Raw genomic sequence first — 19,659 nt, forward strand, 5'->3', positions numbered from 1 at the left:
GCAAATCCATGTCTTCGACGAACAATGCCCAGCTGCCGCTGGTGAGTGTGATCATCGCCTCCTACAACCACGCACCCTACATCGAGGCGAGCATTCTCAGCGTCCTGGGACAGAGTTATCCAAACATCGAGCTGCTGGTGGTGGACGATGGGTCCCGTGACGACAGTGTTTCTCGCATCCAGGCACTGCAGGCTATCCATGGTTTCGACTTCCAAAGCCAAGCCAACCAGGGGCTATCGAGAACCCTCAATGAGGCCATCGCCCGCGCGAAAGGTAGCCTGATCGCGCCCTTCGGTTCGGATGACATCATGCTCCCGGACCGTATTGCCAAGCAGGTCGCCTACCTGGCGGACAAGCCGGACGTGGGCATTTGCGCTGGGGATATCCAGACCATCGATGCGGATGGGAAGCCCAGCGGTAAGCCGCGCGAACTTCCGCTCCGCCGACTGGATTTCGAAGATGTCTTCCTCGATCGCAAACCGGGGGCACCGGCTCCCACGCTATTGTTCCGTCGTGAGGCGCTGGAACGGGTCGGGGGGTTCGAGCCTGACGTCCGTCTTGAGGACTTGATGATCGAACTGAAGGTCACCCATGCCGGTTACTTCATCGACATCCTGGGGGAACCCCTGGCGCTATATCGGGTGCACGACACCAACACCTACAAGAATTACCGCTTCATGGTGGATAACGTGCTGAAGACCTATGCGCGCTTCAGTGACCATCCAGCCTATCCCGAGGTCTGTGCGCGTTTCCGCAACTCGATGCTGCTCAAATGCGCCCGGCAGGACAAGGCGCTGGCCCGGGAGTTGCTGTCTGAGTTGCCTCTTCGCTATTGGAATGGCAAGACCTTGCGGGCTCTCGTACGCTTATTTTATGGCCGGAGCTAACGCAGGTATGAAGTCTTTAAATCAGGCAGTCGACCCCGAAGTTTCGGTAATTATTCCCTGTTACAACTATGGCCGCTTTTTGCAAGTGACTGTTGGTAGTCTTCAAAAGCAGAGCTATCAAAAATGGGAAGCGATTATTGTCGATGACGGTTCTGTTGATGAGACGGCGGGTTGCGTGGCTGCCTTGGCGCAGCAAGATGCTCGTGTTCGCTATGTCTATCAGGTAAATCAGGGGGTTTCCGCTGCGCGTAATAAAGGTATTTCGTTAGCGCGTGGGGAATTTGTGATTTTTTTGGATGCTGATGATCTGCTGACCGCTGAAAAACTGCAGGCGCATGTTGATCATTTTCGGCGTTGTCCGCTGGTTAGTGTTTCTTATTCAAAGTTCCGCTACTTTTCCGATGGTAAGCCGGATGTTCTATTTGCAAACTACGGGCTTGACTCGCATCGGGAGTGGAGTCGCCCAGTTTCCGGATTCGGAAAGGAAAGCTTTCCTGTATTTATTCGAAAGAATAATTTGCCGCTTCAGGCTGCCGCTTTTCGTCATTCCTTTTTGAAGGAAGTTGGTCTTTTCGATCAGGGTATGCGCGCCTTGGAAGATTGGGACTTTTTGTTGCGCTGTATTTTGCGCGGTGCGTATATGGAGTGCCTGAAAGATAAGGGCTCAATGACTTTAATGCGGGTGCATCCTGGTAGTGCTACACGAAATATTGCGTTTACTGACTACATGGATCGTGTATATAGAAATGTAGGGATTGAAATAGACGGTCTACGCACGTCTTCTAACGCAGAAAATGCCGATTTTTACGAAGCGCATTTGCAAAAGGCATTGATTGAGAGAGCGCGAAGAGCAAAGAAAAGAATGTTTAAGGAGCGGAAAGGTGAAGCTATTGATTGCATCATTGATGTCGGCTTTTTGAATTTTCGCGAGCTGCTAGAGCTTTACAGGAAATTTGGATTTGTGAATTTCGTCAAGGTCTACCTCGGCGCGTTGAAAAAATATTTCTCTATCTGAAAAGAATTTTGATTTTATGGGGAACGTGTATTTTGGCGACTGGTTCGCGCGATTAACTGTAATTGGCTTGGTCTGCTTTTTGTGCGCGCCATGGTTGTTGCAGAGCAATACCTATTATCATCGGCTTATTATTGTTCTTTTGTGGTTGCCAGCTTTATTGCACTTTTTCATGATGCGCAAGCAGTATCCGCCGCTGAATAAGTCGTTTGTAGTGTTGTATTCCATGGCTTCCGCATGGTTCATGTTTGTGGCTGCTTTGGATGTAGGGCTCGGTGGCGAGTTGCGCGAACTTAAATTGCCATTTTATATAGCTCTTAGTCTGCTTGGGTTTGTGGTTTCTGCCTTGTATTTGCGGGGACGGTTCCCTAGCTTTCTGCTGCTGTGTTGTGCGTTTGGTGGGCTGGGGGCTGGGCTTTCCTCGTTTATTTTCTATTTCATGCAGGGGCATGATTTTTCTGAGCGAGTTGTGTCGGCGGGGCTGTGGCGAGTCGTGATCCCTGCCGCACAGGCCTGTGGCGCCCTACTGATTCTGACGATATTCCTTGGGTTCGACCGCAGGCGAGGGCTGGGGCTCCAATGTGCGCTGGTGTTGGCGTTGTTGGGGTTCGGTGTGTTCATTTATTTCAGCGAGACACGTTGGGTGTGGCTGAGTCTGGTGCTGTCTTGTGTTGGAGGGGCCGTCTTGTTGCGGAGCAAGCTGGCCTTTGGTGGGGCGGCAATTGCTCTGTTGTCGATTGGGGCGATTTACGTGTCCAATCCTGATCTTTTATCCAATCGCGGCTTTTCGTATCGGCCTGAGATCTGGCAGGAAGGCTTTGCTCTGTTGTTGGACAATTGGTGGCGGGGCGTCGGATTCAAGGAGTACTGGATTTCGATCGATTCGACTACTTTTCCGTTCAATCATGCACACAACATGCTCCTCGATATTGGTATCCGATTTGGTGCTCTTGGCCTGCTTCTGTGGATAGGACTCTGGTGCTGGACTGGCTGGCACGCCTTCAAGTTGCGCCATACTTCGATGGGTGGAGCAACGGTTGCCTTGTGGCTGTACTCTGGTCTGGTGGTTCTGACTGATGGCACGATGCCATGGGTCAAGCCATCGACCATCTGGTTTGTGACCTGGCTTCCTGTGGCTCTAGTGCTGGCTATGGATACCTGTGTCAGGCAGGAGAAGCAGGAGCGGGACTTGCCGGTCGTTGGTTGAAGCAGGTACCGGCGCTCCCCTTCAGGCTGGTGGACATACTCGGCGATTCCAAGGTTGCTGCCGTCACGTAGGCTTGGCAGTGGTTGGTCGCTCATAGGCTTGCAGCAGCCGCTGCCAGGGGAAGTCGTCGATCTGACTGCGGCGCAGGTAGCCATTGAGGTGTTGCAGGTTGCGACGTGCCAATCGACTGCTTAGCGGGCCGCGTTTGAAGCGCATGTCCAGGAAGTCGATGAGGCCGAAGCCGCCTTCCGGCAAGCGCAGGATATTGCCCAGGTGGAGCGAGCGGAAGTAGATACCGCGCTGGTGCAGGGTACGGATGAAGTTTGCGAGTTCGGGCAGTAGCGCGTCGAACTCGGGGCGTACATGGCGATACAGCTGATCCAGTGATTGTCCAGGTAGCGGCTCGTAGAAGCAGGCACTGACGGCCTGGTCCTTGTCTAGCCACATGCACTCGCTGACCTTGGGCGTCGTGATACCGCGTTCGGCAAGCAATTCGGCGTTTCGGGCGAAGCGTTGTGCGGAAGGGCGCATGCGGGCGAGCCAGAGTCGGCGACGTGGCCGGAAAATCTTCAGCAGTTGGCCGTCCGGCTGGCGCAGGACCTTGGGGCCACGGCCGTCTTTCTCCAGGACCTCGCCTGCGTCGAGCCACTGCTGCATTTCGTTCGCTGGTACAATCCGCATCAATTTTCTCTGAGTAGCAATAGGGAACGAGAGTGGCTAATTCTAACCAGCAATCGGATCTCCAGGTTTATCTGCGGTTGCTGAGCTATGTCAGGCCGTATGTTGGTTTTTTCATTCTCAGCATCATCGGATTCCTGATCTTCGCGTCGAGTCAGCCAATGCTGGGTTACGTGCTCAAGTATTTTGTCGATGGCCTGGCCGATCCGCACGCTGCGTTGCTGCCGCATATTCCCTACCTCAAGGATATGAACCTGATACAGGCCGTGCCGGTGCTGATCGTATTGATCGCAATCTGGCAGGGTGTGGGTTCGTTTCTCGGCAACTTCTTCCTGGCCAAGGTTTCACTGGGGCTGGTGCATGACTTGCGGGTGGCGCTGTTCAACCAGTTGATGAAGTTGCCAAACCGCTACTACGACAGCAACAACTCAGGCCACCTGATTTCGCGCATCACGTTCAACGTGACGATGGTCACGGGTGCCGCTACCGATGCGATCAAAGTGGTGTTCCGCGAAGGGATGACGGTGATCTTCCTGTTCGCCTCGCTTCTGTGGATGAACTGGAAACTGACCTTGGTGATGGTTGCGATCCTCCCGCTGATCGCGCTGATGGTCAGCAGTGCCAGTCGAAAATTTCGCAAGCAGAGCAAAAAGATCCAGGTCGCGATGGGCGATGTGATGCACATCTCCTCGGAGGCCATCCAGGGATATCGTGTAGTGCGCAGCTTTGGTGGTGAGCCCTACGAGCAGAAGCGCTTCCTGGATGCCAGCATAGGCAACACCGACAAGCAGCTGAAAATGATCAAGACCGGGGCGGTCTATACCCCGATGCTGCAACTGGTCATCTACACCGCCATGGCCCTGTTGATGTTTCTGGTGCTGTTCTTGCGGGGTGATGCATCCGCGGGCGACCTGGTCGCTTACATCACTCTGGCGGGACTCTTGCCGAAACCCATCCGCCAGTTGAGCGAGGTGAGTTCGACTGTTCAGAAGGGGCTGGCTGGCGCCGAGAGTATCTTCGAGCAACTCGACGAGAAGCCGGAGGTTGACAATGGAACCACCGAGCTGGAACAAGTCAGCGGCCGCCTGGAAATACGCAATCTCAGCTTCCAGTACCCCGGCACCGACAAACCGGTGCTGCAGGACATCAGCTTCGAGGCCCAGCCGGGCCAGATGGTTGCCCTGGTAGGGCGTTCCGGCAGCGGCAAGTCCACGCTGGCCAACCTGATTCCGCGCTTCTACCACCATGAGCAGGGGCAGATCCTGCTGGATGGTGTCGATATCGAGGAATATCGCTTGCGCAACCTGCGTCGCCATATCGCGCTGGTGACCCAGCAGGTGACGCTGTTCAACGACTCGGTGGCCAATAACATCGCCTATGGCGACCTCGCCGGCGCGCCGCGTGAGGACGTCGAGCGGGCAGCCGAGGCGGCTTACGCCAAGGAATTCGTCGACAAGCTTCCGCAGGGCTTCGATACCGAAGTCGGGGAGAACGGCGTACTGCTGTCCGGCGGCCAGCGCCAGCGTCTGGCGATTGCCCGTGCATTGCTGAAGAACGCGCCGGTGCTGGTGCTGGACGAGGCTACCTCGGCGCTCGATACCGAGTCCGAGCGTCACATCCAGGCTGCGCTGGACCGCGTGATGGACGGCCGCACCACTCTCGTCATCGCTCACCGCCTGTCCACCATCGAAAAGGCGGACCTGATCCTGGTCATGGATCAGGGGCGCATCGTCGAGCGGGGCGATCATGAGGCACTGCTGGCGATGAACGGCTACTACGCCCGGCTTCATGCCAATCAGTTCGCCGAAGAGGCTCAGCCGGAAGCGAGCTAAGCCGCGCGACCGTGGCGAGGGCCTTCTCCGCCAGGCGCCGTTCTGCTGCACCCGGAGTCCAATTGAGCAGGTCAGGCCAACTGACCTGCTATGGTATGATCCGCGCCGATTTTGACGTCCGGAGACTCCATGAAACTGTCCATGCCCCGATTCGATCAAGCCCCCGTTCTGGTGGTGGGCGACGTCATGCTTGACCGGTACTGGCATGGCGGCACCTCGCGAATCTCGCCCGAGGCCCCGGTACCCGTGGTCAAGGTGGAGCAGATCGAGGATCGGCCCGGCGGCGCCGCGAACGTTGCGCTGAACATCGCCGCACTCGGCGCTCCTGCCATGCTGGTGGGCATCACCGGCGTCGACGAAGCGGCAGACAGCCTGACCGACAGCCTCAACGCCGCGGGCGTGGACGTGCATTTCCAGCGCCTCGCCGAGCACCCGACCATCGTCAAGCTGCGCGTCATGAGCCGTCACCAGCAACTGCTGCGCATGGACTTCGAAGAAGCCTTCGGCACCGACGCCGAAGCTCTCGCCGCACAAGTCCACCGCCTGCTGCCCCAGGCCCGCGTCCTGGTCTTGTCCGACTATGGCAAGGGCGCACTGAAGAACCACCAGGTGCTGATCCAGGCTGCCCGCCAGCGCGGGGTGCCGGTACTGGCGGACCCGAAGGGAAAGGACTTCAGCATCTATCGTGGTGCGAGCCTGATCACCCCGAACCTCAGTGAATTCGAAGCCGTCGTCGGTCGCTGTGCCGATGAGGCGGAGCTGGTCGCCAAAGGGGCGGCCCTGATGCAGGAACTGGAGCTGGGAGCCTTGCTGGTCACGCGCGGCGAGCATGGCATGACCCTGCTGCGCCCTGGTCATTCCGCGTTGCACCTGCCGGCCCGCGCCCGCGAAGTGTTCGATGTCACGGGTGCCGGCGACACCGTGATTTCCACCCTGGCCGCCGCCCTGGCCGCTGGCGAGGAATTGCCGCAGGCTGTGGCGCTCGCCAACCTCGCTGCAGGCATCGTCGTCGGCAAACTGGGTACCGCTGCCATCAGCGCGCCGGAATTGCGCCGTGCCGTTCAGCGCGAGCAGGGTTCCGAGCGTGGCGTGCTGAGCCTGGACCAGTTGCTGCTGGCCATCGAAGATGCCCGCGCCCACGGCGAGAAGATCGTCTTCACCAACGGCTGCTTCGACATCCTCCACGCCGGCCACGTGACCTACCTGGAACAGGCCCGCGCGCAAGGTGATCGCCTGGTGCTGGCGGTCAATGACGATGCGTCGGTCAGCCGCCTCAAGGGACCGGGCCGCCCGATCAACAGCGTCGAGCGCCGCATGGCCGTGCTGGCTGGCCTGGGCGCGGTGGATTGGGTCGTCAGCTTCCCCGAGGACACCCCGGAGCGCCTGCTCGGCCAGGTCAAGCCTGATGTCCTGGTGAAGGGTGGTGACTACGGCATCGACCAGGTCGTGGGGGCCGATATCGTTCGCGCCTACGGTGGCGAGGTGCGGGTGCTCGGCCTGGTGGAAAACAGCTCCACCACGGCGATCGTCGAGAAGATCCGCAGCAAGTGATCCCTGCCGACTGGCAACTCTGCCAGTCACAGATGTCGGCCCGGTCATAGGCGACCGGGTCGATGCCGAACATCATCCCGGCATCCTCATCCTGCATGGAGTGCGATGCCGATGTTCCCCAACGCACAGGGCCGCGCCCTGGCTGTGCTCAATCGCGTAGCCCAGTTCCATTGGCCTGACCGCCTCAAACTGCGCAAGACGCTGGAAAAGCTTCTCTACGGCGGCACCCGTGCCGGCTTCAAGCTCGTGGCACGGCGCTCCCGCCAACCCCCGAGCGCTGCCAGCGCGAACGATCTGTTCGATCTCACCCTCTCCGACGAGCAGCGGATGCTGGTGGAGATGCTCGAGGCTTTCGCCATGGAAGCCCTGCGTCCGGCGGCCCACGAAGCAGATGCGCGGGGCGCGGTGCCGGCCGCGTTGCTCAACCAGGCCCAGGGACTCGGGCTGGCCCACTACGGCGTCGGCGAGGATCTGGGTGGCATGGCGGGCGAGGGCGCGATCCTCACCAACGCATTGATGGCCGAGGCCCTGTCCAAGGGTGACCTGAGCCTGGCGGCCGCACTGCTGGCACCGCTGTCTGCCGCCAATTGCATCCGTCGCTGGGCCACGCCTGAGCAGCAGGCCGTCTGGTTGCCGGCTTTCGTCGATGGGCAGTCCACCCCGCGCATGACCATCGCGGTGAACGAGCCGACGGTCCTGTTCGACCCCCACAAGCTGGCTACCCGCGCGCAGCGCAAGAAGAGCCACTTCGTGCTGAATGGCGAGAAATGCCTGGTGCTCGACGGCCTGGATGCCAGCCGCATCATCGTTGCTGCCAGCACTGACAAAGGCACCGCGCTGTTCCTGATCGACGCCGGGAGCAAGGGATTGGAGCTGCGCCCGGAACCTGCCATGGGCTTGAAGGGTTGCGGCACTGCCCGCGTTCGCCTGAAGGGCGTGAAAGTCCCGCTCGAACATCGCCTGGCTGCCCATGATTTCGACTACCAGGCGTTCCTCGATCTTGGCCACCTGGCCTGGTGCGGCCTGGCCTTGGGGACCGCCCAAGCGGCTCTGGACTACGTGATCGGATACTGCAATGAACGAATGGCCTTCGGTGAACCCATCAGCCATCGCCAGGGCGTGGCCTTCATGGTCGCGGATATCGCCGTCGAACTCGACGCGATGCGCCTGATGGTCTGGCGCGCCTGTGCCCGTGCCGATCGTGGAGAGTCGTTCCAGCGCGAGGCCTACCTGGCGCGCCTGCTTTGCGCCGAAAAGGCCATGAAGATCGGTACCGACGCCGTGCAATTGCTCGGCGGCCATGGTTTCACCCAGGAACACCCGGCCGAGCGCTGGTATCGAGACCTGCGCGCCATTGCCGTGATGAGCGGCGGCCTGCATTTATGAGGAAGGCAGCATGAACCTGGAAATTCCGAAAAAATTCCGCGGCCTGAGCCTGCAGGCCCATCAGGTGGCGGCGCGGTACTTTCGCCCGCTGTCACGCAAGTACGACCAGGCCGAGCATGCCTACCCACGTGAGCTGGACCTGCTGGCGGCGCTTCTCGATGGTATGAACGCCGGCTCGCCTGAAACCATCGGCGCTTGCTCTGCCAGCAAGCGTGGTGCAGGAGCCGAGGAGGGCGCGCGCAACGGCGGCAACCTCGCCGCCCTGCTCGGCGTGATGGAACTGTGCTGGGGAGACGTCGGCCTCCTGCTGGCCATGCCGCGCCAAGGGTTGGGCAATGCGGCCATCGCTGCGGTTGCCAATGAGGAGCAGCTCAAACGCTTTGGCGGCGCCTGGGCGGCCATGGCCATCACCGAACCCGGTTGCGGCTCGGATTCGGCCGCTATCCGCACCACTGCGGTGAAGGACGGCGATCACTACGTGCTGAATGGCGAGAAGATATTCGTCACCTCGGGGGAGCGCGCCGATGCGGTGGTGGTATGGGCAACGCTGGACTACAGCCTGGGGCGTGCGGCGATCAAGTCCTTCGTGGTGGAGAAAGGCACGCCCGGCATGAACGTGACGCGCCTGGAGAAAAAGCTCGGCATCAAGGCTTCCGATACCGCCTCCATCAGCTTCAGCGACTGCCGTGTTCCGGCGGCCAATCTGCTGGGTAATGCCGAGATTGATGTCCAGAAGGGCTTTGCCGGGGTGATGGAAACCTTCGACAACACGCGTCCACTGGTGGCGGGAATGGCAGTGGGCGTTGCCAAGGCTGCGCTCGATCGGACCCGTGAGCTGCTGGCTAGGGCCGGTTGCAAGTTCGACTATGCGAAGCCGCTGCTGACTGCCAGCCATGCTGAAGCCACGCTCTATCGCCTGGAGGCCGAATGGGAAGCGGCGCGATTGTTGGCCCTGAAGGCTGCCTGGATGGCCGACAACCGTCTGCCGAACTCCAAGGAGGCCTCCATCGCCAAGGCGAAGGCCGGGCGAGTGGCCAATGAGATCACGCTCAAGTGTGTGGAGTTGGCCGGAGCCGTGGGTTATGGAGAGGACGAGTTGCTGGAGAAATGGGCGAGGGATTCGAAGATCCTCGACATCTTCGAAGGCACCCAGCAGATCCAGTTGCTGATCGTTGCCCGGCGACTGCTGGGCAAGAGCTCCAGTGAGCTGAAGTGACGAGGCGAAGCGGGCGAGCTTAATGAGGGCGGGGCGCCTTGGGCGCCCCGGTTGTCAGCAGGCGATCTTCTTTCCCATCGGTCGGGCCGTCCCGACCCGCGCCAGCCAGTCGCGCCAGCGTACGCGCTCCTCGTGCACCAGCCAGCCATCCTGTTCGGCGAAGCTCTCCGACAACCAGATACCACGGGTGCTGGCGGCCTTGAATTCGCCATTGCGCACGGTCAGCAAATCGCCGGTCGGCAGCCCCTGGTGCAGCGGCAGCAAGTAGATATCGGGTCGGCGCCGCTCAAGGCTGGCCACGAGCTGGCCACCCTGCAGCACTTCGTCCACATGGAAGAGGCTGATCTGATGGCTGTCCCGAGGCAGGTCCAGGCGCAGGTCATAGACCAGTTGCAGAGAGGCCGTTGGCAGGTGCACGTAGGCTTCAGGCCGCTCCAGCAGGATCAGCTTTCCGTTGTGCACCGGGCGCGCGGCACCGGACAGCGGGCTAAGGCGGAAGTGATTGGCATCGCGGTAGCGCAATTCCCGCTGGTAGGGCGTGGGCAGCCAGGTATCGGCGAAGCGCCCTCCCAGCCAGCCCTCCGGGGTTTCGATCAGGCATTCCTCGGCCACTTCCTGGATCGCAGTGAGCAGCGGCAGGTTCAGCTCATGGGCCGGGACATAGCCGGAAATCAGCTTCAACACGGTGTCGCCCCGATCCTGCCGGCGCTGGCGTACCAGCAGCCAGTAGTCGCGGCCGTGCAGGTTCAGGGTGAGCCTCACCGAAACGCCCAGGTTCGCCAGTTCCACCGCAAAACGCTGGGAATCGTTCACCCGCACGGGGCGGCGGCGTTCCAGCATCTGGGTGAAGTTCAACGGTCTGCCAAGGCTCTGATAGCTGAGGGTGTCAGCGCTGGCTTCGACATGCAGCGGCAGGGTCTTGAACGCGCTGGGGTCCTTGCGGGCGAGGATTCGCGGCATGTCGGCTCCTTCTGGCAGGGGTCGGCTAGTGGCTTGGCAGGGTTCGGTTAGTGGCGATGGGCTCCGATAACGGCGGCGGCCGTCGCGACATTATGGGACAGATGCAGCGGATTGATGGTCCCGATTATCGCGCCGGTCACCCCGGAATGACCGAAGATCAGTTCGAAGCTGGCGCGGACCGGATCGACACCGGCGCCAAGGCAGGCGTGGCCGCTGGCGAGGCCTTTCTTGATCAGGATGCCCTTGTTCTGTTGCAGCGCGAAGTCCAGTACCGGCTTCTCGCCCTGCTCGTTCAGGTTGTAGGTGACCATGGCGCAATCGCCCCGCTCCAGGGCAAGGAGCCCGCCGTCCACGGTCTTGCCGGACAGTCCGAAGGCGCGGATCTTGCCGGCCTGCTTGAGTTCGACGAGGGTTTCGTAGACACCGCTGTCCCTCAGGATGGCTACGTCATTGCCGTCGGAGTGCACCAGCACCAGATCGATGAAGTCGGTTTCCAGGCGCTTCAGGCTGCGCTCGATGGAGAAACGCGTGTGTTCGGGGCTGAAGTCGAAGCGGGAAACGCCAGCCTCGAACTCTTCACCGACCTTGCTGACGATCACCCAGTCCTGGCGCTGCCCGCGCAGCAGAGGGCCGAGGCGTTCCTCGCTGCGGCCGTAGGCCGGCGCGGTGTCGATCAGGTTGATGCCGAGATCGCGGGCCAACGCCAGGAGCTGGCGGGCTTCGGCGTCGTCGGGGATGGTAAAGCCGTTGGGGTACTTCACGCCCTGGTCACGGCCCAGTTTCACGGTGCCCAGGCCCAGGGGGGATACCATCAGACCGGTGTCGCCGAGAGGGCGGTGTAGGCTGTGCAGGCTGTTCATCCCAGCAACTCCTCCCATGCAGGCTGCGCCACAGGCGGACGGGGCAGGGCCGGCAACGGTGGGTTGGCAGCAGGACGCAGGCCGTCGCGCTCGAAGGCCGCCAGCACACGGTCGGCGAAGTCGGGCGCCAGGGCCAGTTTGGTCGGCCAGCCCACCAGCAGGCGGCCCTGTTCGTTGAGGAATGCGTTGTCCGGACGTACCAGGCCGCTCTGCGCCGGCTCGGCGCGGTCCACACGCAGGGTTGCCCACTCGGCGGTGGACAGGTCGATCCAGGGCACCAGCTGGCGCAGTTCCTGTTCGGCGGCGGCAATCTGTTCGGCTTCGCTGCGGGCTACACCGTCGGCTTCGGCCAGGTCGCCGCCGAGGTACCAGACCCACTGGCCGTCGGCAGCCGGGTGGCTGGTGACGGTAATGCGCGGCTTCGGCCCACCCCCCAGGCAATGGGCATACAGCGGCTTCAGACTGGGAGCCTTGACCATCACCATGTGCAGAGGCCGGCGTTGCATGGCTGGCTGGCTCAGGCCCAGGGTTTCGAGCAGCGCCTGGTTGCCGGCGCCGGCACTGAGCACGATGCGCTGCGCGCGGACTTCACGACCGTCAAGGCGCAGGCCGGTGAGTTGACCGTCCTCCAGCAGCGGCTCGACCTCATGGGCGGCCAGGAGGCCATCGCCGGCCAGCTCCGCCAGTCGGTTGATCAGGCTCGGCACGTCCAGCACCAGTTCGGCCAGGCGATAGACCTTGCCCTTGAACTTGGGGTGCTGCAGCGCGGGAGGAAGTTCGCTGCCCTTCACCTGATCGACGCGGCCGCGTACGGCCTTGCTGGCGAAGAAGCTGGTGAGATTGCCCGCCAGGGTGCCCGGAGACCAGAGGTAGTGGGCGTCGGAGAGCAGGCGCACGCCGCGAAGATCCAGCTCGCCGTTTCCGGCCAGGGCCTCGCGCCAGCGGCGGGGCATGTCGGCGATGGCTTCGGAGGCGCCGGTCAGGGCACCGTGCAGGGCGTATTTGGCACCACCGTGGATGATCCCCTGGGATTTGACGCTCTGTTCGCCGCCAAGGCTGGCCTTTTCTACCAGCAGCGTGGCGAAGCCTTGCTGGCGCAGACGGGCGTTGAGCCAGAGGCCGGCGATGCCGCCGCCAAGAATGAGCACATCAGTGGAAAGGGATTCGGCCATGGGTCGCAGCGCCTCGGAAAAAACAGGGGCGCAGTATAGCGCCCCTGTCGTGGTGCCGACTTACAGCAGGTAGCGAGAGCTGCGCAGCGGCTCTCAGTGGCCGGTGCTGCTGGAGAAGAGCTGGATTACTACCACGCCGGACACGATCAGACCCATGCCCAGCACGGCCGGGGTATCCAGTTTCTGCTGGTAGAGCACCATCGCGGCGACGCTGACCAGCACGATACCGAGGCCGGCCCAGATGGCGTAGGCGATACCCACGGGGATGCTGCGCACCACCAAGGTCAGCATCCAGAAGGCGATGGCGTAGCCGCCGATCACCAGGATCAGGGGCAGCGGTTTGTTGAAGCCGTCGATGGCCTTCATCGAGGTGGTGGCGATCACTTCGGCGGCAATTGCGATAGCGAGATAGACGTAGCCGGTCATGGTCGGGCCTCCTGTGCGATGGGCGGATTCTAGACTTCCGGATGATGGGATAAAGTCATTACCTATCTGTGTGGAAGATAGGTTGATGGCCATGCAATGGAATCTGGAGCAGATCCGCCTGTTCGTCGGAGTGGCCGAGAGCCAGTCCTTTTCTGCCGTCGCACGCAAGCTGCGGCGGGCCCAGTCCGCCGTCAGCAGTGGGATCGCCGCGCTGGAGGATGATCTTGGTGTGCAGCTGTTCGAACGCAGTAGCGGTCGCCAGCCGCGCTTGACTGCGGCCGGCGTAGCCTTGCTGGAGGAGGCACGCGAAGTCCTGCGCCAGTGCCAGCGCCTGGACGGCAAGGCGCAGGGACTGGCCAAGGGTGAAGAAGCCCGCCTGCGATTGGCCCAGGATGAGGCGATGCCCTATCAGCCCGTGCTGGCCAGCCTTGAGGCGTTGGGCAAGGCGTTTCCCCTGCTGGAGGTGCAACTGACCACCAGTGCCCAGGGTGAGGTGGCGCGCAAGCTGCTGGAGCGGCGCGCCGACCTCGGACTGCTGTTCCACCACGAACAGATGCCCGATGCTCTGGAGCGCCAACGCCTCGGCACCATCGAGATGGTCACGGTCTGCGGTGCCGGCCACGCCCTGGGCGGAAGGACCTACGCCGACCGCAGCGAACTGGCGCGACACCGGCAGATCCTCATGACGCCCCAGGACAGCCATTATCCGGGCGGCGAGCAGATCGGCCCGCAAGTCTGGCGTGCCGACAGCTTCTACGTGATGGCCGAACTGCTGATGCGCGGACTGGGCTGGGCCTGGCTGCCGCGCCATGTGGCCCAGTACCCGGCATACCAGGGGCAACTGGTGGAGCTGCGCAGCGACTGGACGCCGCCATCGCTGGTGGTGGAACTGGTCTGCCGTCGCGACGCGGCGCTGGGGCCGGCGGCGCTCTGGCTGGCCGATAGCCTGGCGGTGCACCTGCAAGCCATGGGTTAGTGCGATCAACGGCGAGTCACGCTAAGCTCCGCGCCCATGAATCGCACCCTCTATACCCTGCTGTTCCATCTCGGTCTGCCCCTGGTAGCTGTGCGGCTGGCCTGGCGCGCCTGGCGTGCGCCGGCGTATGCGCGGCGCATCGGCGAACGTTTTGCCTTTGGCCTGCCGGCGGTCAAGCCGGGCGGCATCTGGGTCCATGCCGTGTCGGTAGGCGAGAGCATCGCCGCCGCTCCCATGGTCCGCGCCCTGCTGGAGCGCCACCCGGACCTCCCCATCACCATCACCTGCATGACGCCCACCGGTTCCGAGCGCATCCGCGCGCTGTTCGGCGACAAGGTGCAGCATTGCTATCTGCCCTATGACCTACCTTGGGCGGCTGCTCGCTTTCTCGACAAGGTGCAGCCGAAGCTGGCGGTGATCATGGAGACCGAGCTCTGGCCGAATCACATCCACCAGTGCGCCCGTCGCGGCATCCCAGTGGTACTGGCCAATGCCCGGCTGTCCGAGCGGTCGGCTCGCGGCTATGCGCGATTCGCCACGCTCACCGCGCCCATGCTGGCCGAACTGAGTTGGATCGCTGTGCAGACGGAAGCCGAAGCCGAGCGCTTCCGCACCCTGGGCGCGCACCCTGAATGTGTTGGCGTGACCGGCTCGATCAAGTTCGACCTGCGCATCGATCCGGCTCTGCTCCAGCGCGCCGCGGAATTGCGTGGCCAATGGAGCGCCGATTCGCGGCCGGTGTGGATTGCCGCGAGCACCCATGCCGGAGAAGACGAAATCGTCCTGGCCGCTCACAAGGCCCTACTGAAGCAACGGCCAGACGCGCTGCTGATCCTGGTGCCGCGTCACCCGGAGCGATTCGGTTCGGTGTTCGAGCTGAGTCGTCGCGAAGGGCTGACAACGGTGCGCCGATCCACCGGAGCGCCGGTCGCCGCGACGGATGCGGTGCTGGTCGGCGATACCATGGGCGAGTTGCTGTTCCTCTACGCGCTGGCCGATATCGCCTTCGTGGGCGGCAGCCTGGTCCCCAATGGCGGTCACAACCTGCTGGAGCCAGCGGCCCTAGGTAAGCCGGTGCTCAGTGGCCCGCATCTGTTCAACTTCCTCGAAATCGCCGCGCAGCTGCGAGACGCCGGGGCGCTGGCCGAGGTGGCAGATGCCGAAGAGTTGGCCGCACAGGTTGGCGGACTCTGGGCCGAGCCGGGGCGCGCGGAGTCTATGCGCGACGCGGGCTTAGGCGTGCTCAAGGCCAATCAGGGTGCGCTGGAGCGTCTGTTGGGTGGGATTGCGCGGCTGCTGAAGTAGGGGCCGCCTTGTTGTAGGGGCGATTTCAATCGTCAGGGGTGGCGCAGCCACCCCATCGGAGGTCTGAAGGGCAGGCCTTCGGTCTGCTTGGCGAATGAATTCGCCCCTACAGGAAAAGTCCCTGCACGATTGCGCGAATCAGAACGTCGGCGGCGTGATGACCCACAGGATCAGCGCATCCTTCTCGCCGGGATTGCCATAGCGGTGCGGCTCCTGGCTGGAGAAGCTGAAGCTGTCACCTTCCTGCAGATGGAAGTGCCGCTCGCCGACCCAGAGCTCGAATTCGCCACTGAGTACATAGCCGGCTTCCTCGCCTTCGTGGCTGTAGCTTTCTTCGCTGTAGGTACCGGGCGGGAAGCGCGAATGGAGCATCTCCAACTGGCGCAGCGGTTGTGGGCTGAGCAGTTCGTCGGTGATGCCGTCTTCGTAGTGGAGACTGGTGCGGGCGTTGCGACGCACGACGTAACCGCGATCGGCTTCGGTGGTGGGCGCTTCGCTGGCGAAGAACCACTGGATGGTCACGCCCAGGCTGCGGGCGATATTGAACAAGGCGGGAATCGAGGGATAGGCCAGGTTGCGTTCCAGCTGGCTGATGTAGCCGGCGGTGAGCTTGCTCTGTTCGGCCAGCTCGCTGAGCGTCAGGCCCCGGCGTTTGCGCAGCGCGCGGATGCGTGTGCCGAGGAACTGGCTCTCGGTGTTGGCGTTCGGCGATGGCAGGCTGGGGCTCATGGTTCCCTCCATGGGACAGGATCGCGGCATTGTATTGCAGCCGCGATCGCCGGCGACACTCAGATGCTCCAGGCCAGCTTCAGTCCCTCGTAAATCGCCTCTTCCACGGTACGAGGTGCCAGGCAGTCGCCGATCCGCCGGAAATCCACCAGGCCTTCCAGCTCACGGCCCAGGTCGTCCACGGGTTGGTGGCCTTGGCAGAGCACGAGGGTGTCCACCTCTTCGAAGAGCATCGGTTCGCCACAGGCGGCATGCGTCATGTACACCGTGTTGTCGTCGCAGCCGTAGAGGCGCGCATAGGGAGTGATCGGAATGCCCATCTTGTGCAGCTCTCCGGCCATCTGGTCGCGCACGTAAAGGGGCAGGCTCTCGCCACAATGGGTACCGCTCACCGCCAGGCGCACCTGGTGGCCGTTGCGTGTCAGGCGTTCCGCAATGCCGGGAGCGATCCAGTCGCCGCGCCAGTCGGTAACCAGCACCGAACGGCCCAGTTGCACCTCGTCGCGCAGGACCTGCCAGGCGTCGACCACCTGCAACTCGCCGCCGCGCTCGAAGGGCGGCCAGTAGGGTTTCGCGCCGGTGGCGAGGATCACCAGGTCAGGACGCTCGCGTTCCACCAAGGCACGGTCGACGCGGACATTGCGCTGCACTTGCACGCCGGCCAGTTCCATCTCCCGTTGCAGGTTGGTGGCCGCCCCGCCGAACTCCGCGCGGCGCGGCAGCAACTGGGCCAGCAACACTTGCCCGCCGAGCTGGGTTGCCGCCTCGAAGAGGGTCACCTCATGGCCACGCTGGGCAGCCACGGCGGCGGCCTTCATGCCCGCCGGCCCTCCGCCCACCACCATCACGCGCTTGCGTGCCGTGGCAGGGCTGGGTTCTCCATAGGTCAGTTCTCGACCGGTTTCCGGGTGCTGGATACAAGAGATGGGATAGCCACGGTGGAAGTGGCCGATGCAGGCCTGGTTGCAGGCGATGCAGGCACGCACATCCTCGCTGCGGCCATTGGCAGCCTTGTTCGGCATCTGCGGATCGCAGATCAGTGCGCGGGTCATGCCGCAGACATCCGCCTGGCCACGGGCGAGGATGCTTTCGGCTTCCTGAGGCTGGTTGATCCGCCCGGTGACGAACAGCGGGATGTCCAGGCGTGACTTGAAGCTCCCGGCGGTGGAAGCCAGGTAGGCGGCTTCGATGGCCATCGGCGGCACGATATGGATGGCGCCCCCGATGGAGGCGGAAGTGCCGGCCACCAGGTGCAGGTAGTCGAGTTGCCCTTGCAGGGCGAGAGCGGCGCTCAGGGATTCGTCCTCTGTCAGGCCTTCCGGGTCGCGTTCGTCGGCGGAGATTCGCATCCCGACGATGAAGTCGTCCGGGCAGTTGGCCCGCACGGCCTGTATCACTTCGCGGACGAAGCGCAGGCGGGCGTCCAGATCGCCGTTGTAGCCGTCTTCCCGGCGGTTCACGCGCGGGTTGAGGAACTGCGCGGGCAGGTAGCCGTGGCTGGCGACGATCTCCACGCCGTCCAGGCCGGCCGCGCAGAGTCGGCGGGCGGCTGCGCCGTAGCCGGCGACGATCTCGTCGATCATTCGCTGGTCCAGGGCTCGCGGCATTACGCGGAAACGCTCGTTGGGCGAAGCCGACGCGGACCAGGCCACCGTCAGCAGACCATCGCTGGACTCCATGATTTCCCGGCCCGGATGGAAGACCTGGGAGAGCACCACCGTGCCTTCGGCATGGCAGGCGTCGGCCAGGCGGCGATAGCCCTCGATGCAGGCATCGTCGGTGGCCATCAGCACATGGGAGGTGTAGCGCGCGCTGTCATGCACCCCGGCCACCTGCAAGACGATCAGACCGACCCCGCCCCTGGCGCGAGCACGGTGGTAGGCGACGAGCTGGTCGTTGACCAGGTTGTCGGCGGGCATCGAGGTGTCGTGGCCGCTGGACATGATCCGGTTCTTCAGGCGTTTGCCGCGGATTTCCAGGGGCTCGAAAAGGTGCGGGAAGGTAGCGATGGACATGGAGGCTCCTGAGGGCCTGGCGGCTCCGCTTGTTCTTGTTGAGCCATAGAAATTTACCTTCAGTAAAAAATCAACTTGTTTTTTTACTTTGCCCTGGCTTAGCTTCGAGTCAGCCCGACACGGGCAGGCTTCATGACAACAACAAGAGGAGAAGCACCATGCGGCAGTCTTTCGTCCCTCACCTGAGCAACCGTTCACGTCCTTGTTCCGTTACTTCTTCCAGCCACGCGGGCCGTCTGCTCGCCGGCTTGGTGCTCGCTTGTAGCCTGGGAAGCGCCCAGGCAGCTGACAGCATGGTGGTGGTGGGCTACGGCGGGGCAGGGCAGAAAGCCCTGAGTGACGCCTTCTTCAAGCCCTTCGCCAAGGCCAGCGGAGCGCCGCTGACGGAGGGCGAATACAACGGTGAGATGGCGCGTATCAAAGTGATGGCCGATACCGGCAGCGTCGACTGGGACCTGGTGGAGATCGAGGCGCCCGACCTGGTGCGTGGCTGCGAGGAAGGCATGTTCGAGCGCCTGGACTGGCAGCGCATAGGCGGTGCCGACCAGTTGATCGCCGATGCAGCCCAGGAATGTGGCTCGGCCACCATGGTCTGGAGCGTGGCGCTGGCCTATGACGCCGGCAAGCTGGCGGAAGCGCCGAAGTCCTGGGCGGATTTCTGGGATGTGCAGCACTTCCCCGGCAAACGCGGGCTGCGCAAGCGGGCGGTGTACAACCTGGAATTCGCGCTGCTGGCCGATGGCGTCAAGCGCGAGGATGTCTACAAGGTGCTGGCTACGCCGGCTGGCGTGGAACGGGCCTTTGCCAAGCTGGATCAGCTCAAGCCCCATATCCAGTGGTGGGAGGCGGGGGCCCAGCCCGTGCAATGGCTGGCGGCCGGTGACGTGACCATGACTTCGGTCTACAGCGGGCGCATCGCCGCGGCCCATCAGGAAGGCAACAAGTTCGCCGTGGTGTGGCCGGATAGCCTCTATGGCATGGACTATTGGGCGATCATCAAAGGCTCGAAACACGTCGACCGCGCCCACCAGTTGATCGCCTTCATCAACAAGGCCGATAACCAGGCCGACTATGTCAAACGGATTCCCTACGGGCCGGTGAACCAGCAGACCTTCGAGCGTCTCGACCCGGCGCTGACCGGCTGGCTGCCCAGCGCGCCGCAGAATATGGCGCAGGCCCTGCCGATGGACGTGGAGTTCTGGACAGACCACGGCGAAGACCTTGAGCAGCGCTTCAACGCCTGGGCGGCCAAATAACCTTCCTGCGGAGTCAGGGCTTGGCCCGAGCTGTAGGGTGGATTGCGCTTTTCTATCCACCAGCGATGCTCGGCATGACGCCGATGGTGGATCGATGAAGCGTGATCCACCCTACGACTGGCGGCGCAGTAGGAGCGAATTGTCTAGTCCTGAAATAGGTTTACACCTATCAGGCTAACCTCCAGACCTCA

17 protein-coding genes are annotated in these 19,659 nt (G+C 62.6%); 10 read left to right on the plus strand and 7 right to left on the minus strand.

Features of this window, described 5'->3' with window-relative positions; genetic code table 11:
* The first annotated feature begins 8 nt into the window (after positions 1 to 8).
* From MnOB_RS13740 to MnOB_RS13750, 3 genes are read left to right on the plus strand one after another with little or no spacing between them, the layout of a single operon-like run.
* Complete coding sequence (locus MnOB_RS13740; protein WP_077524786.1) at positions 9 to 887, plus strand: glycosyltransferase; 879 nt, start codon at positions 9 to 11, stop codon at positions 885 to 887.
* A 7-nt stretch (positions 888 to 894) separates the two neighbouring features.
* Complete coding sequence (locus tag MnOB_RS13745; protein ID WP_158713816.1) at positions 895 to 1,902, plus strand: glycosyltransferase family 2 protein; 1,008 nt, start codon at positions 895 to 897, stop codon at positions 1,900 to 1,902.
* A gap of 16 nt (positions 1,903 to 1,918) precedes the next feature.
* Positions 1,919 to 3,106: an O-antigen ligase family protein gene (locus MnOB_RS13750; protein WP_077524788.1), complete on the plus strand. Its 1,188-nt coding sequence runs from the start codon at positions 1,919 to 1,921 to the stop codon at positions 3,104 to 3,106.
* Between the two features lie 63 nt (positions 3,107 to 3,169).
* Here MnOB_RS13750 and MnOB_RS13755 read toward each other — a convergent pair whose 3' ends face one another.
* On the minus strand, positions 3,170 to 3,763 hold the full coding sequence (locus MnOB_RS13755) for a lipopolysaccharide kinase InaA family protein (RefSeq protein WP_352230868.1): 594 nt from the start codon (positions 3,761 to 3,763) through the stop codon (positions 3,170 to 3,172).
* A gap of 56 nt (positions 3,764 to 3,819) precedes the next feature.
* Here MnOB_RS13755 and msbA point away from each other — a divergent pair, with 56 nt between their 5' ends.
* The 4 genes from msbA (at position 3,820) to MnOB_RS13775 (ending at position 9,769) form a co-directional block, all read left to right on the plus strand.
* Positions 3,820 to 5,616, plus strand: a complete 1,797-nt coding sequence (gene msbA, locus MnOB_RS13760; protein ID WP_077524790.1) for a lipid A export permease/ATP-binding protein MsbA — start codon at positions 3,820 to 3,822, stop codon at positions 5,614 to 5,616.
* 129 nt (positions 5,617 to 5,745) lie between these two features.
* Positions 5,746 to 7,167, plus strand: coding sequence for a bifunctional D-glycero-beta-D-manno-heptose-7-phosphate kinase/D-glycero-beta-D-manno-heptose 1-phosphate adenylyltransferase HldE (hldE, locus tag MnOB_RS13765; RefSeq protein ID WP_077524791.1), 1,422 nt, complete (start codon positions 5,746 to 5,748; stop codon positions 7,165 to 7,167).
* A 111-nt stretch (positions 7,168 to 7,278) separates the two neighbouring features.
* Complete coding sequence (locus tag MnOB_RS13770) at positions 7,279 to 8,553, plus strand: acyl-CoA dehydrogenase family protein (RefSeq protein WP_077524802.1); 1,275 nt, start codon at positions 7,279 to 7,281, stop codon at positions 8,551 to 8,553.
* Between the two features lie 10 nt (positions 8,554 to 8,563).
* The gene (locus MnOB_RS13775) at positions 8,564 to 9,769 is read left to right on the plus strand and encodes an acyl-CoA dehydrogenase family protein (protein ID WP_077524792.1); all 1,206 of its coding nucleotides are present in this window, start codon (positions 8,564 to 8,566) and stop codon (positions 9,767 to 9,769) included.
* Positions 9,770 to 9,823: 54 nt separating this feature from the next.
* Here MnOB_RS13775 and MnOB_RS13780 read toward each other — a convergent pair whose 3' ends face one another.
* From MnOB_RS13780 to MnOB_RS13795, 4 genes are all read right to left on the minus strand, one after another.
* Entirely contained in the window at positions 9,824 to 10,729 is a 906-nt protein-coding gene (locus MnOB_RS13780) for a metal ABC transporter ATPase (protein ID WP_077524793.1), read from the minus strand.
* Between the two features lie 47 nt (positions 10,730 to 10,776).
* Positions 10,777 to 11,589: an aldo/keto reductase gene (locus MnOB_RS13785; RefSeq protein ID WP_077524794.1), complete on the minus strand. Its 813-nt coding sequence runs from the start codon at positions 11,587 to 11,589 to the stop codon at positions 10,777 to 10,779.
* On the minus strand, positions 11,586 to 12,761 hold the full coding sequence (locus MnOB_RS13790; RefSeq protein ID WP_077524795.1) for an NAD(P)/FAD-dependent oxidoreductase: 1,176 nt from the start codon (positions 12,759 to 12,761) through the stop codon (positions 11,586 to 11,588). Before MnOB_RS13790 ends, MnOB_RS13785 begins: the two co-directional genes overlap by 4 nt.
* A 93-nt stretch (positions 12,762 to 12,854) precedes the next feature.
* Positions 12,855 to 13,187, minus strand: coding sequence for a DMT family transporter (locus MnOB_RS13795; RefSeq protein ID WP_077524796.1), 333 nt, complete (start codon positions 13,185 to 13,187; stop codon positions 12,855 to 12,857).
* A gap of 91 nt (positions 13,188 to 13,278) precedes the next feature.
* On the opposite strand from MnOB_RS13795, the gene MnOB_RS13800 reads away from it, so the two are divergent.
* Positions 13,279 to 14,163: a LysR family transcriptional regulator gene (locus tag MnOB_RS13800; protein ID WP_077524803.1), complete on the plus strand. Its 885-nt coding sequence runs from the start codon at positions 13,279 to 13,281 to the stop codon at positions 14,161 to 14,163.
* 36 nt (positions 14,164 to 14,199) lie between these two features.
* Positions 14,200 to 15,468, plus strand: a complete 1,269-nt coding sequence (gene waaA, locus MnOB_RS13805; protein ID WP_077524797.1) for a lipid IV(A) 3-deoxy-D-manno-octulosonic acid transferase — start codon at positions 14,200 to 14,202, stop codon at positions 15,466 to 15,468.
* 138 nt (positions 15,469 to 15,606) lie between these two features.
* On the opposite strand, the gene MnOB_RS13810 is transcribed toward waaA, so the two are convergent.
* Together MnOB_RS13810 and MnOB_RS13815 are read right to left on the minus strand one after the other, a co-directional pair.
* On the minus strand, positions 15,607 to 16,227 hold the full coding sequence (locus MnOB_RS13810; protein WP_107504077.1) for a cupin domain-containing protein: 621 nt from the start codon (positions 16,225 to 16,227) through the stop codon (positions 15,607 to 15,609).
* Between the two features lie 29 nt (positions 16,228 to 16,256).
* Entirely contained in the window at positions 16,257 to 18,212 is a 1,956-nt protein-coding gene (locus MnOB_RS13815) for an oxidoreductase (RefSeq protein ID WP_077524799.1), read from the minus strand.
* Positions 18,213 to 18,370: 158 nt separating this feature from the next.
* Between MnOB_RS13815 and MnOB_RS13820 the strand changes: the two genes are divergently transcribed.
* Entirely contained in the window at positions 18,371 to 19,468 is a 1,098-nt protein-coding gene (locus MnOB_RS13820; protein ID WP_107504078.1) for an ABC transporter substrate-binding protein, read from the plus strand.
* Positions 19,469 to 19,659: the final 191 nt, after the last annotated feature.

This window comes from Metapseudomonas resinovorans, assembly GCF_002003485.1.
In the GTDB taxonomy this organism is placed as follows: domain Bacteria; phylum Pseudomonadota; class Gammaproteobacteria; order Pseudomonadales; family Pseudomonadaceae; genus Metapseudomonas; species Metapseudomonas resinovorans_D.

What these genes read in the sequence shown, in the direction of transcription:
- MnOB_RS13800 (WP_077524803.1), top strand. Translation starts at nt 13,279, where the DNA reads ATGCAATGGAATCTGGAGCAGATCCGCCTGTTCGTCGGAGTGGCCGAG.
- MnOB_RS13755 (WP_352230868.1), bottom strand. Translation starts at nt 3,763, where the DNA reads ATGCAGCAGTGGCTCGACGCAGGCGAGGTCCTGGAGAAAGACGGCCGT.
- MnOB_RS13770 (WP_077524802.1), top strand. Translation starts at nt 7,279, where the DNA reads ATGTTCCCCAACGCACAGGGCCGCGCCCTGGCTGTGCTCAATCGCGTA.
- MnOB_RS13740 (WP_077524786.1), top strand. Translation starts at nt 9, where the DNA reads ATGTCTTCGACGAACAATGCCCAGCTGCCGCTGGTGAGTGTGATCATC.
- MnOB_RS13775 (WP_077524792.1), top strand. Translation starts at nt 8,564, where the DNA reads ATGAACCTGGAAATTCCGAAAAAATTCCGCGGCCTGAGCCTGCAGGCC.
- MnOB_RS13780 (WP_077524793.1), bottom strand. Translation starts at nt 10,729, where the DNA reads ATGCCGCGAATCCTCGCCCGCAAGGACCCCAGCGCGTTCAAGACCCTG.
- MnOB_RS13815 (WP_077524799.1), bottom strand. Translation starts at nt 18,212, where the DNA reads ATGTCCATCGCTACCTTCCCGCACCTTTTCGAGCCCCTGGAAATCCGC.
- MnOB_RS13820 (WP_107504078.1), top strand. Translation starts at nt 18,371, where the DNA reads ATGCGGCAGTCTTTCGTCCCTCACCTGAGCAACCGTTCACGTCCTTGT.
- hldE (WP_077524791.1), top strand. Translation starts at nt 5,746, where the DNA reads ATGAAACTGTCCATGCCCCGATTCGATCAAGCCCCCGTTCTGGTGGTG.
- MnOB_RS13795 (WP_077524796.1), bottom strand. Translation starts at nt 13,187, where the DNA reads ATGACCGGCTACGTCTATCTCGCTATCGCAATTGCCGCCGAAGTGATC.
- MnOB_RS13810 (WP_107504077.1), bottom strand. Translation starts at nt 16,227, where the DNA reads ATGCCGCGATCCTGTCCCATGGAGGGAACCATGAGCCCCAGCCTGCCA.
- MnOB_RS13745 (WP_158713816.1), top strand. Translation starts at nt 895, where the DNA reads ATGAAGTCTTTAAATCAGGCAGTCGACCCCGAAGTTTCGGTAATTATT.
- waaA (WP_077524797.1), top strand. Translation starts at nt 14,200, where the DNA reads ATGAATCGCACCCTCTATACCCTGCTGTTCCATCTCGGTCTGCCCCTG.
- MnOB_RS13790 (WP_077524795.1), bottom strand. Translation starts at nt 12,761, where the DNA reads ATGGCCGAATCCCTTTCCACTGATGTGCTCATTCTTGGCGGCGGCATC.
- MnOB_RS13750 (WP_077524788.1), top strand. Translation starts at nt 1,919, where the DNA reads ATGGGGAACGTGTATTTTGGCGACTGGTTCGCGCGATTAACTGTAATT.
- MnOB_RS13785 (WP_077524794.1), bottom strand. Translation starts at nt 11,589, where the DNA reads ATGAACAGCCTGCACAGCCTACACCGCCCTCTCGGCGACACCGGTCTG.